The following is a 15,932-nucleotide window of genomic DNA, read 5'->3' on the forward strand; positions in this document are numbered from 1 at the left end:
TCAATTTTTTCGTTGAATAATGGGTGTATCGAGAACCTTTTGAAAACAGATAGTTCTCTAAGTTAATTGAAAAGTATAGTTTTCTAACAACTAACAACTAACAACCAACAACCAACAGCTACTAATCCGTATACCCTTCAGGATGCATCTCATCAAAATCAGTACGGTCTTGAAAAGCCTTTGCCAATAAAAGTATACTGGCTTCATCGTATAAATTACCAACTAAAGTTACACTTGTAGGATGTTTTTCTTTATCCAATCCCGTAGGTATCGCAATTACTGGATGACCGGTAAGGTTGGTAATGATTAACTGTCTGTTACCAAAAGTAGGGGAGATCAGAACATCGTAGTCTTTCATTATAGATTCCATTTTTTCAATCAAGATCTGACGTTGTCTATTGGCTTGAATATACTCTACCGCTGGTATAAATCTTGCTTGTCTTAAAGAGTTTGCTCTAGAGCGCTGGTGTTGTTCTACCATTTTGTCAACATCTTTGGCACGAACCATATCATCAAAGAAAGCACCTGCCTCTGCTCTTAAGATAACATCAAAACTATTATAGGGAACATCTTTTGGTAATTCTACTTCGTTAAGTGTTAAACCCATTTCCCTAAAAGTTTTCAATGCCTTTTCTAAATTGTCTTTACTAAGAGAAGAATCTTTATCAATGTCTTTTTTTAGATAACCTATACGTAGGGATTTATAATCTTTTACAGGTTCAAATCCGTCAGGGTAATCGGTAGTCATGCCGTCTTTAGGATCTTTACCTGCAATAACACTGTATACAATGGCACAATCTTCGGCACTTCTGGCCATAGGTCCTACCTTGTCCATGGACCAACTTAAACTCATTACTCCGTGTCTACTTACCCTACCGTAAGTTGGGCGTAGACCGGTAATTCCGTTTCTATTACTGGGCGATGTTATAGATCCCAGTGTTTCGGTACCTAAGGCAAAAGGTACTAATCCTGCTGAGGTAGCAGAACCAGAACCTGCAGATGATCCTGTAGCGCCTTGTTTGGTATCCCACGGATTTTTTGTTTTTCCATCGAACCAAACATCGCCACGTGCCAAAGAGCCAGATACTAGTTTGGCAACTAGAACACCACCGGCATCCTGTAATTTTTCAACTACCGTTGCGGTCATCTCAATTTGTTGGTCACGGTATGGTTCTGCTCCCCAAGTTGTTTTGTATCCTTTAACGGCCATCAAGTCTTTTACTCCGTAAGGAATACCATGCAGAATACCACGGTAATTACCTGCCGCCAGTTCTTCGTCCAATACTTTGGCTTGTTTCAATGCCATTTCTTCCGTAACGGTAATAGTACATTGTAAAATGTCGTTGTACTTTTTTAATCTATCAATAAAGAACTTAGTTAATTCAACAGAACTTATTTTTTTGCTCTTGATCAATGAGGCAAGTTGCGGAATGGTGTAGAAAGCAAGGTCTGCTTTTTTATTTGGTAGTTGAACGTCATTTGGAATAGTCCAATCTGGAAAACCGTTTTGTGCTTTGGGTTTAAAATTGAGTGGCAAGGGATCAAAACGAACCGCAGGGATGACATCGTTGTCTAAAGTGTATTTACGTAGCGAGTCAAATCCTTCTTTGTTCCTTTTTAAATATGGATAAAGCGTATCAATATATTTTTTGTCAAAATCTAACCCAATCAACTTTTGCGAACGTTTTACATCTTTTTTAGAAAATTCATTTTTAGAGCTAGAACAAGATGTAATGATTGATATAGTAAGTAGACTAAAAAATAAAAAGAAAGGTATTCTTTTTGTAGGTTGGTACATGTTGTTGGTTTTTAAGAAGATTCTAAAGTACGTCTTTTAGAAAATTTATGTTATTTGGTAAATCATAAAAAAATGTGAATTGAATTTCTAATAAAAAGAGGTTCTGTTTATAATGACATATTCATTTTCAATACGCTAGCTTCATAATCTAACAACTAAGGATTATCTTTGTTGTTTAGAATGAATTTATATAATGAAGATAGATAAAAAGGACGTCTTAAAAGCTTTAGAGAACATTACCGTACCTGGTGAAGGGCAAAATATGGTAGAGAGTGGTGCCGTAACCAATATTCAAATTTTTGGCGATGAGGTAGAGGTAGATATTACCATAGCTAACCCAAGTTTACAAGCACGTAAAAAGACTGAAGTAGAGATTTTAAAAATCATACATAAAGAGGTTTACGAAAAGGCTAAAATTAAAATTAATATAAAGGTAGATGCACCTGCTGCTAAACCAAAGACGAATGAAATAAAGGGGAGACCTATTCCTGGTATAACCAATGTTATCGCGGTAGCATCTGGTAAAGGTGGTGTAGGGAAATCTACCGTTACGGCAAACCTAGCGGTTACTTTGGCAAAAATGGGCTTTAAAGTAGGTTTGTTAGATGCCGATATCTACGGACCATCTATGCCAATAATGTTCGATGTCGCAAATGATAAACCACTTGCTGTAAATGTAGACGGTAAGTCTAAAATGAAGCCAGTAGAAAGTTATGGTGTAAAACTATTGTCAATTGGTTTTTTTACACAAAGAGATCAAGCGGTTATTTGGAGAGGGCCAATGGCATCTAAAGCATTGAACCAGATGATTTTTGATGCACACTGGGGCGAGTTGGATTTCATGTTGATAGATTTGCCACCAGGTACCGGAGATATTCATTTAAGTATCATGCAGTCCTTGCCAATAACTGGAGCAGTTGTAGTAAGTACTCCGCAAGAAGTTGCCTTGGCAGATGCCAGAAAAGGTGTGGCAATGTTTCAGCAAGACAGCATAAACGTTCCTGTTTTGGGAATTGTTGAGAATATGGCCTACTTTACGCCTGCAGAATTACCTGAAAACAAGTATTACATTTTTGGTAAAGAGGGCGCTAAACACCTTTCAGAAGATTTACAGGTTCCTTTTTTAGGAGAAATGCCATTGGTACAAAGTATACGTGAAGCAGGTGATGTTGGTAGACCGGCAGCCCTGCAAGAAGGTACACCTGTAGAAAAAGCTTTTGAAGAATTGACAAAGAAGGTTGTGAGTGAAGTTGTTTCTAGAAATAAGACAATGCCACCTACAGAGGCTATAAAAATTACAACAATGGCGGGTTGTTCGCCGGTTAATAAAAAATAGATATGACATCAGCAGAACTAAAATTGAATGTTGAAAAAGCATTAGAGGAAATAAGACCTTTTTTACAAAGTGATGGTGGTGATATTTCATTGATATCTATTGATGGGGATTCTTCTGTTAAAGTAAGGTTAGAAGGGGCATGTGTTGGTTGCAGTGTTAACCAAATGACTTTAAAAAGTGGTGTAGAAATGACTATCAAAAAATACGCGCCACAAATACAGGAAGTCATTAATATAGAAGCTTAAATTCTGACAATTATCATGATTTTAAAGACTATAGATTGATAATTTTGAAGCACCTTTTAAATAATTTCTTTAATGATTAAGACCGATATATTAATAATTGGCGCAGGACCTACGGGTCTTTTTGCCGTTTTTGAAGCCGGACTATTAAAACTTAAATGCCATTTGATCGATGCCTTGCCACAAGCTGGTGGGCAGTGTTCAGAAATTTATCCTAAAAAGCCCATTTACGATATTCCTGGTTTTCCAGAAGTATTGGCTGGTGACCTTGTTGATAATTTAATGGAGCAGATCAAATCTTTTCAACCAGGTTTTACTTTAGGAGAGCGTGCTGAGACTATTGACAAATTAGAAGATGGTACATTTGTGGTGACCACAAATAAAGGGACCAAACATCATGCGCCGGTAGTTGCCATTGCAGGTGGTTTAGGTAGTTTTGAACCACGTAAGCCATTGCTGGATAACTTATCCAAATTTGAGGACAGCGGTGTTGCTTACATGATTAAAGATCCTGAAGTGTATCGTGATAAAAAAGTGGTCATAGCCGGAGGTGGTGATTCAGCTTTGGACTGGAGTATTTTCTTGGCAGATGTGGCATCACAAGTAACCTTGGTACATAGACGAAATGAGTTTAGAGGAGCTTTGGATTCTGTAGAGAAGGTTCAAGAACTAAAAAATCAAGGAAAGCTAAATTTAATAACACCAGCAGAAATTATCGCGCTTAACGGTGATGATAAATTAGAATCTGTTTTGATCATAAAAATATCTGATGCTAAGGAAGAGATTCTTTTAGATGTGGATAATTTTATTCCCTTATTCGGACTTTCTCCAAAATTAGGACCTATTGGCGATTGGGGGCTGGAGATTGAAAAAAATGCCATTAAAGTAGATACGTTCGATTACCAAACAAATATACCTGGTATTTATGCTATAGGTGATGTAAATACCTATCCAGGAAAATTAAAGTTGATTCTTTGTGGTTTTCATGAAGCAACGTTAATGTGCCAAAGCGCCTTTCAAAAAATTCATCCCGATAAAAAATACGTTATGAAATATACCACTGTAGGTGGTGTAAGCGGTTTTGATGGAACAAAAAAAGAAGCTCCAAAAGCAGTGGTGAAGAAGATTGAGTAAAGTAAGTGAATTAGTTCATTAGTGAAATAGTGAAATAGTGAAATAGTGTGTTGGTGAAATAGTGAATTAGTGAATTAGTAAAGATGACTATACAACGATTTGAAGACCTAAAGGTTTGGCAGAAATCTCAGGATTTAGCGGTTCTTATCTATAAACAATTTAGAGATTTAAAAGACTTTGGATTTCGGGATCAGATTACTAGAGCTTCAGTATCTATTTCTAATAACATAGCAGAAGGTTTTGAAAGAAGTTCTAATGCGGATTTTAAACGCTTTTTATATTTTTCTTTAGCTTCCAACAGTGAACTAAGATCCATGCTTTATCTTGCGCAAAGATTAGCATATGTAGAAAAAGAAATGGCACTAGAATTGATAAATGAAACTAATCAAGTATCAAAAATGTTATATGCCTTTATTAAATCAATGAAGTAATATTTTTCACTAACCCACTAACCCACTAACCCACTAACCCACTAACCCACTGATTTATGACCGATATAAAAATTACAATAATTGACCGTGACGGAGTATCTCATGAAATTGATGCCCCAACAGACATGAATATGAATCTTATGGAAGTGGTTCGTTCTTACGAATTGGCGCCAGAAGGTACAATAGGTATTTGTGGCGGTATGGCTATGTGTGCTTCTTGTCAATGTTATGTATTGTCAGATACGGAGTTACCAGAAATGGGAGATGATGAAGAGGCTATGTTATCTGAAGCTTTCAATGTAAAAGATAATTCACGTTTAGGTTGTCAATTACATATCACGGAAGATATGGACGGACTAGAAGTAGAGCTAGCTCCAGAAGAACTTTAAACGTCATTACGAGAAAACAAGAGGTAATCAAGATTGACGAAGTAATCTGCTTAACTGATTTTAAAAGCTGGTAATAGCCTTATAATGGAAAATAAATTTTTATTTTCCAACAGCCAACAGCCAACAGCCAACAGCCAACAGCCAACAGCCAACAGCCAACAGCCAACAGCCAACAGCCAACAGCCAAAAAACTTATATCCTAGCCTGATACGTAAACAGATTATGGTACCTACCTTCTTTTGCAATTAACTCTTCATGAGTTCCTTGCTCGGCAATGCGTCCGTTTTCAATCACTAATATTTGGTTTGCTTTTCTAATAGTACTTAAGCGGTGTGCTATAACAAAAGTGGTTCTACCCTTCGTTAGTTCAGCCAAACTCTTTTGAATTAATGCTTCGCTTTCAGTATCAAGATTAGAGGTAGCCTCATCGAGAATTAAAATTCTAGGGTTTGCCAATACAGCCCTTGCAATAGCAATACGTTGTCGTTGTCCGCCAGATAGTTTTACGCCACGTTCTCCAATTACAGTATTTAATCCCTCTTCAAATCTGTCGGTAAATTCATCAACATATGCGGCTTTAATCGCTGATTGTAATTCCTCTTCAGAAGCATCGGGTCTTGGAAAAAGTATATTCTCTCTAATAGTACCTTCAAAAAGGAAATCATCTTGTAGAACAACACCTAAATACTGTCTAAAACTGGTAAGGTCAACTTTTGATAAATCTGTACCATCTATGGTAATCTCTCCAGAATCAGGATTCAAGAAACTGGCCGCTAAACCTGCAATGGTAGATTTTCCGGATCCAGAACTTCCCACAAGGGCAATGACATCACCGGATTTGGCTTCAAAACTAATATTGTGCAATACATCTTTATCCTCTTCATAGGCAAACGATACATCTTTAAAGATCATATCCCCTTTAATGTTAGAAAGTGTAATGGTTCTATCCTTTTCATCAGACTCGGCCACCTTGTTCATCAACTCCTCGGTACGGTCTAAACCAGCTAAAGCTTCTGTCAATTGGCTACCAATATTGCTCATTTGTACAATGGGTGCTACCATTAATGCTAATAGAAAAGTAAACTCAAAATATTCACCTGTCGTTAGTTCGCCTTGCATCATTTTATATCCTCCAAAGCCCATCATAATTCCGGTAGTTGCCAATCCTAACAGAAAAGTGGATGCACTGGTCATGAAAGCTGTTGCTGTTAAGCTCTTTTTTACATTTTGATATAATCTATCTACCCCTTCTTCAAAAACCTTACTTTCTTGTTCTTCGGCATTAAAACCTTTAATAACACGTATACCGCCAAGAGTTTCCGTTAACCTACCTTTAACCTCTGCATTAATTTTACCACGTTCCCTAAAAACTGGTCTAATGATTTTAAAAGCTTTCAGAGCAATAAAAGCAAAAAGGATTAAGGGTATGAAAGTCAAAAGGGTCATGGTAGGGCTTATTCTAAGTAAAAGCACAAGAGACACTACGGCAGTAATGGTACCACCAACCAATTGAACGAGTCCGGTACCAATTAAGTTTCTAACACCCTCCACATCGCTCATAATTCTAGAAACTAACGAACCTGACTTGGTGTTGTCAAAAAAGCGAATAGGTAGTGATAGCACTTGTTTTTGAACCTGTGCACGTAACTCAGAAATCATATATTGCGCCTGTATACTTAGAACTTTGGTGAGCAAGAATGACATTACGGCTTGTACCAAAAACGCCAATATTACTACAGCGACCAATATTTTTAATAGATCATAATTTTTATTAGGGATAATATCATCTAAAAAATAACGTAGAGATACCGGCGCAACAAAACTTGCCGCCTTACTGATAACAATAAGTAATAAGCCCAATAAAACCAGTTTTCTACGTGGCCATATAATTGTTTTAAAAGCGGTTAGTATACTTACTTTTTTCTCTGCCATAGGTGTTTAATCTAACTAATTACTGTTTAATTATTCTATTGTCCGGTTGAGCGCAGTCGAGAGCAATCGGCAATTAGTTGCAAGTTACTTCAATTCTAAAGTTTTACCGAATCTAGAATAGGTTTTGATATTGGCTAAGAGTATCGATAAAGGTTTTTATATTTGAGTATCCTGATTGCCGACCAATGCTTAGAAAAATCATTTTTCTTTTTTTATTAATCACGTTTTACACAAATGCGCAAGAACAATACTATGAGCTGCGAGATTTTGTAACGGATAGTGCTGGTATTTTCACTGCAACACAAATCACAGAGTTAAATCAGCAATTAGTAGCATTAGAAAAAAATACAACCAATCAACTAGTTATAGTAACCATTGAAGAGTTAGGTTTTGATACTATTGAGTCTTATGCAAACGGACTCTTTAACCAAAACGAAATTGGACAAAAAGAAAAGGATAACGGGTTACTTATTTTGTTTTCAAAATTAGATAGAGAAGTCAGAATTGAGGTGGGTTACGGGTTGGAACCTTATATTACAGATGCCGTTGCTTCAAGAATTATAAGAAATACAATGATTCCTAATTTTAAAGAGGAAATGTATTTTGAGGGAATTGGTAATGCTACAAATCAGCTCATTGAATTTTTAAATAACCCAGAGGTATTAGAAGAGTTTAAAAAAGAAATTGAAGACGAAGAAAGTAATAACCAGTTGATAGGGTATATATTTCTTGGTTTCTTTCTTTTAATTTTTGTTACCGTTGGCGGATTTTACTTTTACAAAAGTTACAAGAACGTAATTGAAGTTTTCCGTGGCGTATTCATTGGTAAGTTAGGGGTATTACCAGGTTTTTTTATGCTGGTTGCTGGTCTATTATCATCATTATTTGGTCTACTTTTCATGCTAGGACCGCTAACTGTTGTTTTCAGCATACTTACATCCAGCGAATCTATAATGCAGAAAATTGCAGAAGAACCAAAAATATTATTATTGGCATTACCTCTGTTTTTCGGTGTTGCCGCAATCATTGCATTGATAAAAGTAAAATTAAAGGGAGAGGAAGATTTAAATATTTCTTGGATTAAAAATGACAAGACCTATTACAGAAAAACATTTTCTTCTTCAGGTACACATTCCTTTGGTTCTGGCGGTAGCTCTTCAGGGGGTGGTAGCTCTTTTTCTGGTGGCGGAGGAAGTTCTGGCGGTGGAGGAGCAAGTGGAAGTTGGTAAAATTCAAGTACTTTTATATATCTCAAATATTCAAAAAAATAAGCATTCATGAACAGAATAATTTACTTGTTGGCATTTGTATTGGTTTTATCATGTAAGACTAATAAGCCAGAGAAGGGAGAAATAGAAAAATGGGAAGCCCAAGCTGCGAATGTTGAAATTATAAGAGATGATTTTGGAGTTCCCCATATTTATGGTAAAACAGATGCCGATGCAGTGTTCGGATTGTTATTTGCGCAGTGCGAAGATGATTTTAATAGAGTAGAGCAAAACTATATTTGGGCAACAGGTAGGTTGGCAGAAGTAGATGGGGAAGAGGCGTTGTATAGCGATTTGCGTGCAAAACTGTTCATGACGGAAGAAGAGGCAAAAGCGAATTATGAAAACAGTCCCGCTTGGTTAAAAGAGTTGTGTGATGCCTTTGCTGACGGGGTCAATTACTATTTATATACACACCCAAAGGTAAAACCTAGACTATTAACACATTTTGAACCGTGGATGCCAATGTACTTCAGTGAGGGGTCAATTGGGGGCGATATTGAGCGAATTTCAACAAAGAAAATTGCTGCTTTTTATGAAAGTGATATGGAATTGCCAAAAATGGAAGCCCTAGAGTTAAAAAAACAGAAAGAAGCTGAAGAGCCGCAAGGTTCTAATGGAATTGCTATTTCAGGTAAATTAACCCAATCAGGTAATCCGTTGTTATTGATAAATCCGCATACCTCATTTTATTTTAGGGGAGAAGTTCATGTGGTTTCAGAGGAAGGATTAAATGCCTACGGTGCGGTAACTTGGGGTCAGTTTTTCGTTTATCAAGGTTTCAATGAAAAAACCGGATGGATGCATACATCTACTTATACTGATGTTATGGATGAATTTAAAGAAAGCATAGTTAAGAACGATGATAATTTATTCTATCAATATGGTGAAGAGCTACGACCTGTGGAATCTTCTGAGATTACATTGAAATACCTTGATGGGAAAAAGCTGAAAGAGAAAAAATATCCGGCATATAGAACGCATCATGGTCCAATAACTCATGTTGCAGAAGGGCAGAGGACAGCATCGGCAATGATGTGGGAGCCGGTAAAGGCGTTAGAGCAGTCATTCATCCGTACAAAACAAAACGGTTACAAAGGATTTCGTGAAATGATGGACATCCGTACCAATTCTAGTAACAATACTGTCTATGCAGATGCGGAAGGCAACATCGCTTATTTTCATGGAAATTACGTTCCAAAAAGAGATGTTCAATTTGATTATACAGAACCGGTAGACGGCAGTAACCCTAAAACAGATTGGCAAGGCTTGCACTCGGTCGATGAAAACATTTTGGTATTAAATCCAGAAAACGGATGGATACAAAACTGTAATTCCACCCCGTATACATCAGCCTTAGAATTTAGCCCTAAGAAAAAAGACTACCCAAATTACATGTCTAAAGATCAAGAGAATTTTAGAGGAGTACATGCTATAGAATTATTGAAAGATAGAAAAGGATATACGGTAGATAGCTTAATTCAATTAGCACATGATCCATATTTACCGGCGTTCAAAGCATTGATTCCTGGTTTGGTAAAAGCTTATTATGCTAATGATGATCAAAACCCTAAGTTAAGAGAGCCCATAAAGATTCTAGAAGATTGGGATTACACAACAGGTGAAAATCAGGTAGCCATGACTTTGGCGCATTTTTATGGTACTGCCATGGGTAAAAAAGCCAAGCATCCAAAAAATATAAGTGACATGGAGCGCATGACTTATTTTGGTACACATACGAAAGAATCCTTAAAAATATTTGAAGAGGTAATTGATCAATTAACGGCAGACTTTGTTACATGGAATATGCCTTGGGGAGAAGTCAATAGATATCAACGTATAACCGGAGACATTAAACAAGAATTCGATGATGCTAAACCTAGTATCCCTATTGGGTTTGCTTCTGGTAGATGGGGAGCGTTAGCTGCTTATGGTGCTCGTTATACTACCGAAGGGGCAAAGAAAATATACGGTACAAGAGGTAATAGTTTTGTGGCAGTTGTAGAATTTGGTGATAAGGTACAAGCTAAGAGTATGTTAGCTGGCGGACAAAGTGGAGACCCGTCTTCACCACATTTTGATGATCAAATTATTAAATATAAGAATGTAGATTGGAAAGTGGTTCCTTATTATCGAGAAGATGTTTTGAAAAGAGCGGAAGAAACATATGCGCCTGGGAAAAGATAAATTGATATAAAAAATACACGATGGGATTATTGAATAAAATATTAGTTAATGCAAGTGAAGTTTCCGCGGAACAATTGTTGAATAAATATGGTCGATTATTGGTAGATGGCGAGCAGATTGAGTTGGGTTTTTCTTTATTACGTGATGTTTTTATGTTTACCAATAAACGTTTGATTCTTATTGATATACAGGGAATAACAGGTAGTAAAGTTGAATACAAATCTTTGCCTTACAAAAATATCTCTAGATTTTCTTTAGAGACTTCTGGAACTTTTGACTTGGATGCGGAATTAAAAATCTGGATATCTAGTGAAAATGTCCCTAGCGTAAGTAAAAAATTTAATAAGAGTATTGATGTTTATGAAGTACAGCGCTATTTGGCAAGTAAGGTAATGTAGAAGTGCTACATTGATTCTTTGGTAACAATCAATGTTGCCTTAGAGCCCGCGGATAAAAGCCATTTATTAGAATAGATTAGTTCCCCTTTGTCATTATAAACATCAACCTGTGCAGTGTTAGGTGCAGATGATCCGTGATTAAGCGCTTCAAAATCTAAACGGTTAAATCCGTCTTGTAGGTCGACATTGATTCCTTTAAATGCTCCTGTTAGTAAAAGGTTTTGTTCTACGACCATATCGTTCATGTATATTTTTACACGATCACCATCAACGTATTCATGATCTCTACAAACAATACCTATAAATTTTCCACTACTCTTTACATCACCTAGATATTGATCTGCAAAATATTGACCTGATCCGCCTAAGCGTTCACCTGGTGCAATACGCGGGTCTATTTTCATGCCTGCGCCTGCTTGAACAAGTTCCTCATCTCGTAACATTTTCACCGGGTTAGGGGCGGTCATGTCTACACTAGGCTGTTCTTTAATTAGATTAGGCATATTTAGAACAGATCCTTTATTTGGAGTACCACTAGAATTAATAGGGTTAACTTTATCGATTTTAAGCGGTTTTGACGTTGGCAGGTCCGTTTGCGCAGAAACCTTTACCGCAGAAAAGCAGAACAAGACAATAAAAAGAAATAAAAGGTTTCTCATCGAATTTCAAATATTGATGAAATAAAGATAACAAATACCCTGCCATGCGTACTTAAGGCTTCGTTAAAATAAGTATAGGATATTGTTTTTTCGATGAACGAGCTATTCTATTTTAAATTTCGTCTTAGAAAGTCAATGAAATTTCCGTTCATAATTTTCTCAATATCTAGTTTAGAGTATCCTCTATCTTCCAATAATCCGGTCATTTTTTGTAGATCTGCAATGGTATCTACATCGGCCGGACCTTGTTCCGTTCCAAAGCCGCCATCAAGATCAGAACCAATACCCACATGGTTGGCGTTACCCGCTAATTGACATATATGGTCTATGTTGTCTATGATTTGTTGTAGACTTACGTTTGCAGATAGCGGGGTAGAAACACCTCTTTCCCAAGTGGGTGTCATCATCCAAGCATCTAGAACAACGCCTATAACACCTTGCCTAGCTATAATTTCTTTCAATTGCTCATTAGTAAATTGTCTATGGTGATTTACTAAAGCTCTACAATTATTATGGCTTGCCCAAAGAGGACCGTCATAATTCACCATCGTCTCCCAAAAGCTTAAATCACAAAGATGAGTCACGTCAAGAATAAGTCCTAGTCGTTCTATTTCTTTTAGAAGTTCTCTTCCTTTGGTTCCAATACCGCCAACTGAATTTGTTCCGTGAGCATAAGTACCCGGACCATAATGTGCCGGACCTATAGCTCTAAGTCCAGAATCATATGCTTTCTGTAGGTATGAGATGTCAACGATAGAATCTGCTCCTTCCAGGCTTAGTAAATAACCAATAGGCTTTTTTTCTTCGTCCGTTTTCCAAAGTGCTAGGTGGGCATCAAGTTGGGTTTTGTTGGTGATCTGAACCATTTCATCAGCCTCTTCCATACTTTTGTACCATGCAAGTTGTCCTTGTGTATGTGCCCATGCCTGTTGCGGCGATTTCCATCCCGGTAGGGAATTGTCTTTATGCACATATCTAGCAATTTGAGTTGCCATACAGAGTCCTACATTTCCTTTGCGCATGGCTTCTAAAGAAACGGTATTGTTACCACGGCCAGGCTTGTCGGTTAAACCTTGTTCACTTTGTCTAATTTCTTCAATAGACCAGGTAAGGTCTCTATTCCAGTCCATCGCATTCATGGAAAGGTCTAAATGGGCATCAAATATAAACATGTTTAAATAGTAGATTTTTGAGTTCTGGCAGTTACCGGCCAATGATCAACAACGGTGTTGTTTTCTATCACGGTTAGTGTATCGTATTTCGCCACGGTTGGGCAAATATGCTTTGGTACGGCATAATGGACATCACCAACTTCAGGAATGGTAAGATCATCATACTCTACTACCAAATGCTCTTCAGACTGACTTATTTGTTTGCTGTGTTTTAAGTCTAAAAACTCAATTCTAGGAAAAGGCATTTCTGGAGCAATAGATTTATGACCAAGATCAAAACACAGAATGCCTGTTGTCGGTTTGCTTAATATTCGTGTGAATAATACAGCTGCAGGTAGAAATTTCATTTCAGGGAAAAGGTTTCCATATCCAGAATCCCAAAGCAGCGTAGTTCCAGGGCTAGCGTCTATATCTGTACGTTTACAATGAAATGGAAACGTTGGCGACCCACCAGCTACTATTTTTGGGCTAGGTATGTTTTTGTCTTCAATACTTTTCTTTAAGTTGATAACCGCTTCAAAAGCTGTATTGCAATTTTGCTCTCGTATTATGGGGTCTGAATTACGTAAATGACCATCGTAAACGTGAAGTCCTTCTGCAATTAAGTATTTAATTTCATGTAATTGATTATATAATTCTAAGGCGCTTTGATTGGGAGCAATTCCGGTACGGTTCATACCATTATTAATATCTATCCAAATCGGAATTTTAATGTTGTTGGATGCAGCTATGTCACTAAGAATAGTAAGCGTTTTAGAATTATCTATAAGGGTTGAGAACTTGGTATTCGGGTATTTTTTAATCAATTCAATAAAACGTTGTGCATTGGCACCAACAGGCTGCATGGCCAGTAATACGTCTTTCGCTTTGCAATCTCCAAGTAATTCTGCCTCGGCAATGGTAGCACATTTGAATTTATGAATTCCTGCTGCCATTTGCATCTTAATGATATTGGCGTTTTTGTATGTTTTAACATGCGGACGTAGTCTGTTTACGTCGCCGATCATAGAAATCATTAAATTAATATTGTGTTGAATTCTATCAGGATATACTAATAAAGAAGGGGAAATTACGCCATCAGGATTGTGAATAGAATACCAATTTTCGTTTGCCATAATTGTTAATGATGTAGTTCAAAATGAGCTTCGATCTCTACGGGAATTCCTCCTGGTAAAATCATTCCTACGGCACTACGAACACCTACGCCGTTATCAGGTCCAAAAATATCAGCCATAAGTTCACTGAATCCATTAATGACCAAAGGCTGTTGACCAAAATCTGGAGTAGAATTTACCATTCCCAATGTTTTTACGATTCTTTTGATTTTATCGATATCACCAAAATGGGTTTGTATGGTAGAAAACATAGTCAAGGCAACTTGTCTTGCGGCAACTTTAGCCTCTTCCATTGTCATATCATGACCGGCTCTGCCTACAATCAACGACCCGTCATTTTGCATAGGTCCCTGACCGGAAATATATAAAAAATGGTCAACGACTAAAACAGGCTTGTATAGCCCTGCGGGAGGTGGGGCAGGAGGTAAAATTAACCCTAGTTCCTTAATTCTTTCAGATGGCTTTTTTTGCATTTTTATAATTTTTTAGATGAAGGCGTTAATAGCCAAAACACCGATTAAGCCCATAATACCAACAGTAGTTTCCATTACTGTCCAGCTTTTTAATGTGTCTTTAACCGATAGATTAAAGTACTCTTTAAATAACCAAAATCCGCTATCGTTTACATGAGATAGCATTAAACTCCCTGATCCAATTGCCAGTACCATTAATTCTGGACTAGCACCCGTACCTTGAACAAGAGGCAGTACAATGCCAGCAGCTGTTAAACCTGCAACGGTTGCGGAACCAACACAAACGCGAATTACTGTAGCGATCAGCCATGCTAAAATTAAAGGAGAAATAGAAGATTGCTCTAAAATACCACCAATATATTCACTGACCCCGCTATCAATAAGAACTTGTTTTAAGGCACCCGATCCAGCAATAATCAAGAGTACCATGGTAATACCGGTAATAGCGCTACCAACAGAATCCATAACCTCTTTCATACTTTTACCGCGACCTAAGCCTAGCGTGTAAATAGCGACTAATACTGCTATGAGCATGGCAATAGCAGGGTTGCCCATAAAAACTAAAATTTTGGTAAGAAAAAAATCCGCAGGTAATAAGAGCTTGGCCAATGCCGAAATGGCAATAAGGATTACAGGTAAAAGTGCACTTATAATACTGTTTGCCATGCTGGGCATTTCCTCTTCTTTGAGAATTACAGGGTTTAGAAATTCTTTCAGGGGTGTAGCATTAATACCTTTTAGGGTTCTTGAAAGTAACGGTCCGGCAACGATAATTGCGGGTATGGCTACTATGATGCCGTATAACAAAGTTTTACCGATATCTGCGTTGAACATGGTTGCAAGAGCAGTTGGTGCAGGGTGTGGAGGTAGATAACCGTGTGTTACCGATAAAGACGCTAGCATGGGTAAACCTACATATAAAAGAGGTAAACCGGTTGCAGCTGCAATAGTAAAAACCAGAGGAACTAAAATGACAAAACCTACGGAGTAAAACATAGGTATACCAACAATGAAGCCTGTTAGTACTACTGCCCATTGTATGTTCTTTTTTCCGAATTTCTCTACTAATTTAGTGGTAATACGCTGCGCCGCACCACTATCGGCTACCAATTTGCCCAGCATGGCACCAAGACCTAAAATAATAACAAGAAAACCTAGAATGTTACCGATACCTTTTTGAATGGAATCAACAACGCTAATGGGTTCCATACCCTCAGCAATACCAACGAATAAAGAAACGATGATAAAAGTGATAAAGGCATTTAATTTGAATTTGGCAATAAGAATGAATAGGAGAAGAATTCCTATAATAACAATGAGTAGTGGCATATTTAATAGAGTTGTTTAGTTGATTCTCTAAATATACCATAAAAAAAAAGCTCATCATATTTTAACTAA

Annotated in this window: 15 protein-coding genes; 8 read left to right on the top strand and 7 right to left on the bottom strand. The window is 37.2% G+C overall.

Features of this window, described 5'->3' with window-relative positions:
• Positions 1-121: 121 nt before the first annotated feature.
• Positions 122-1,798, bottom strand: coding sequence for an amidase (locus PXD56_RS11825; protein WP_276493554.1), 1,677 nt, complete (start codon positions 1,796-1,798; stop codon positions 122-124).
• A gap of 193 nt (positions 1,799-1,991) precedes the next feature.
• On the opposite strand from PXD56_RS11825, the gene PXD56_RS11830 reads away from it, so the two are divergent.
• From PXD56_RS11830 to PXD56_RS11850, 5 genes are all read left to right on the top strand, one after another.
• Positions 1,992-3,134, top strand: coding sequence for an Mrp/NBP35 family ATP-binding protein (locus PXD56_RS11830; protein ID WP_276493555.1), 1,143 nt, complete (start codon positions 1,992-1,994; stop codon positions 3,132-3,134).
• A gap of 2 nt (positions 3,135-3,136) precedes the next feature.
• A complete protein-coding gene (locus PXD56_RS11835) occupies positions 3,137-3,379 on the top strand; it encodes a NifU family protein (protein WP_276493556.1) in 243 nt (80 codons plus the stop codon).
• A 72-nt stretch (positions 3,380-3,451) separates the two neighbouring features.
• Positions 3,452-4,510 carry an NAD(P)/FAD-dependent oxidoreductase gene (locus tag PXD56_RS11840; protein ID WP_276493557.1) on the top strand — a complete coding sequence of 353 codons (1,059 nt, stop codon included), beginning with the start codon at positions 3,452-3,454 and terminating at the stop codon, positions 4,508-4,510.
• An 83-nt stretch (positions 4,511-4,593) separates the two neighbouring features.
• Positions 4,594-4,941 carry a four helix bundle protein gene (locus PXD56_RS11845; RefSeq protein WP_058104968.1) on the top strand — a complete coding sequence of 116 codons (348 nt, stop codon included), beginning with the start codon at positions 4,594-4,596 and terminating at the stop codon, positions 4,939-4,941.
• Positions 4,942-4,997: 56 nt separating this feature from the next.
• Positions 4,998-5,330 carry a 2Fe-2S iron-sulfur cluster-binding family protein gene (locus PXD56_RS11850; RefSeq protein ID WP_073240695.1) on the top strand — a complete coding sequence of 111 codons (333 nt, stop codon included), beginning with the start codon at positions 4,998-5,000 and terminating at the stop codon, positions 5,328-5,330.
• 192 nt (positions 5,331-5,522) lie between these two features.
• Here the strand turns inward: PXD56_RS11850 and PXD56_RS11855 are convergent, their stop codons facing one another.
• Positions 5,523-7,262 (bottom strand): ABC transporter ATP-binding protein, encoded by a 1,740-nt coding sequence (locus PXD56_RS11855; RefSeq protein ID WP_276493558.1) that lies wholly within the window; start codon positions 7,260-7,262, stop codon positions 5,523-5,525.
• A 185-nt stretch (positions 7,263-7,447) separates the two neighbouring features.
• On the opposite strand from PXD56_RS11855, the gene PXD56_RS11860 reads away from it, so the two are divergent.
• The 3 genes from PXD56_RS11860 to PXD56_RS11870 are packed head-to-tail and all read left to right on the top strand — an operon-like array spanning position 7,448 to position 11,115.
• Positions 7,448-8,491: a TPM domain-containing protein gene (locus tag PXD56_RS11860; protein WP_276493559.1), complete on the top strand. Its 1,044-nt coding sequence runs from the start codon at positions 7,448-7,450 to the stop codon at positions 8,489-8,491.
• Positions 8,492-8,539: 48 nt separating this feature from the next.
• Positions 8,540-10,717, top strand: coding sequence for an acylase (locus PXD56_RS11865; protein WP_276493560.1), 2,178 nt, complete (start codon positions 8,540-8,542; stop codon positions 10,715-10,717).
• Between the two features lie 20 nt (positions 10,718-10,737).
• On the top strand, positions 10,738-11,115 hold the full coding sequence (locus PXD56_RS11870; RefSeq protein WP_276493561.1) for a PH domain-containing protein: 378 nt from the start codon (positions 10,738-10,740) through the stop codon (positions 11,113-11,115).
• 5 nt (positions 11,116-11,120) lie between these two features.
• On the opposite strand, the gene PXD56_RS11875 is transcribed toward PXD56_RS11870, so the two are convergent.
• From PXD56_RS11875 to PXD56_RS11895, 5 genes are all read right to left on the bottom strand, one after another.
• Positions 11,121-11,774 carry a hypothetical protein gene (locus tag PXD56_RS11875; protein ID WP_276493562.1) on the bottom strand — a complete coding sequence of 218 codons (654 nt, stop codon included), beginning with the start codon at positions 11,772-11,774 and terminating at the stop codon, positions 11,121-11,123.
• Between the two features lie 107 nt (positions 11,775-11,881).
• Complete coding sequence (locus tag PXD56_RS11880) at positions 11,882-12,946, bottom strand: dipeptidase (RefSeq protein WP_276493563.1); 1,065 nt, start codon at positions 12,944-12,946, stop codon at positions 11,882-11,884.
• A gap of 2 nt (positions 12,947-12,948) precedes the next feature.
• Positions 12,949-14,061, bottom strand: a complete 1,113-nt coding sequence (locus PXD56_RS11885) for a D-TA family PLP-dependent enzyme (protein ID WP_276493564.1) — start codon at positions 14,059-14,061, stop codon at positions 12,949-12,951.
• Positions 14,062-14,066: 5 nt separating this feature from the next.
• Complete coding sequence (locus PXD56_RS11890; protein ID WP_276493565.1) at positions 14,067-14,534, bottom strand: RidA family protein; 468 nt, start codon at positions 14,532-14,534, stop codon at positions 14,067-14,069.
• A 12-nt stretch (positions 14,535-14,546) separates the two neighbouring features.
• Complete coding sequence (locus PXD56_RS11895; protein ID WP_276493566.1) at positions 14,547-15,863, bottom strand: gluconate:H+ symporter; 1,317 nt, start codon at positions 15,861-15,863, stop codon at positions 14,547-14,549.
• Positions 15,864-15,932 lie beyond the last annotated feature (69 nt).

Source organism: Maribacter zhoushanensis (assembly GCF_029350975.1).
GTDB classification, from domain to species: domain Bacteria; phylum Bacteroidota; class Bacteroidia; order Flavobacteriales; family Flavobacteriaceae; genus Maribacter; species Maribacter zhoushanensis.

Bases quoted from the DNA above. Each gene is read 5' to 3' on its own strand.
- PXD56_RS11825 (WP_276493554.1), bottom strand. From the start codon at position 1,798: ATGTACCAACCTACAAAAAGAATACCTTTCTTTTTATTTTTTAGTCTA.
- PXD56_RS11830 (WP_276493555.1), top strand. From the start codon at position 1,992: ATGAAGATAGATAAAAAGGACGTCTTAAAAGCTTTAGAGAACATTACC.
- PXD56_RS11835 (WP_276493556.1), top strand. From the start codon at position 3,137: ATGACATCAGCAGAACTAAAATTGAATGTTGAAAAAGCATTAGAGGAA.
- PXD56_RS11840 (WP_276493557.1), top strand. From the start codon at position 3,452: ATGATTAAGACCGATATATTAATAATTGGCGCAGGACCTACGGGTCTT.
- PXD56_RS11845 (WP_058104968.1), top strand. From the start codon at position 4,594: ATGACTATACAACGATTTGAAGACCTAAAGGTTTGGCAGAAATCTCAG.
- PXD56_RS11850 (WP_073240695.1), top strand. From the start codon at position 4,998: ATGACCGATATAAAAATTACAATAATTGACCGTGACGGAGTATCTCAT.
- PXD56_RS11855 (WP_276493558.1), bottom strand. From the start codon at position 7,262: ATGGCAGAGAAAAAAGTAAGTATACTAACCGCTTTTAAAACAATTATA.
- PXD56_RS11860 (WP_276493559.1), top strand. From the start codon at position 7,448: ATGCTTAGAAAAATCATTTTTCTTTTTTTATTAATCACGTTTTACACA.
- PXD56_RS11865 (WP_276493560.1), top strand. From the start codon at position 8,540: ATGAACAGAATAATTTACTTGTTGGCATTTGTATTGGTTTTATCATGT.
- PXD56_RS11870 (WP_276493561.1), top strand. From the start codon at position 10,738: ATGGGATTATTGAATAAAATATTAGTTAATGCAAGTGAAGTTTCCGCG.
- PXD56_RS11875 (WP_276493562.1), bottom strand. From the start codon at position 11,774: ATGAGAAACCTTTTATTTCTTTTTATTGTCTTGTTCTGCTTTTCTGCG.
- PXD56_RS11880 (WP_276493563.1), bottom strand. From the start codon at position 12,946: ATGTTTATATTTGATGCCCATTTAGACCTTTCCATGAATGCGATGGAC.
- PXD56_RS11885 (WP_276493564.1), bottom strand. From the start codon at position 14,061: ATGGCAAACGAAAATTGGTATTCTATTCACAATCCTGATGGCGTAATT.
- PXD56_RS11890 (WP_276493565.1), bottom strand. From the start codon at position 14,534: ATGCAAAAAAAGCCATCTGAAAGAATTAAGGAACTAGGGTTAATTTTA.
- PXD56_RS11895 (WP_276493566.1), bottom strand. From the start codon at position 15,863: ATGCCACTACTCATTGTTATTATAGGAATTCTTCTCCTATTCATTCTT.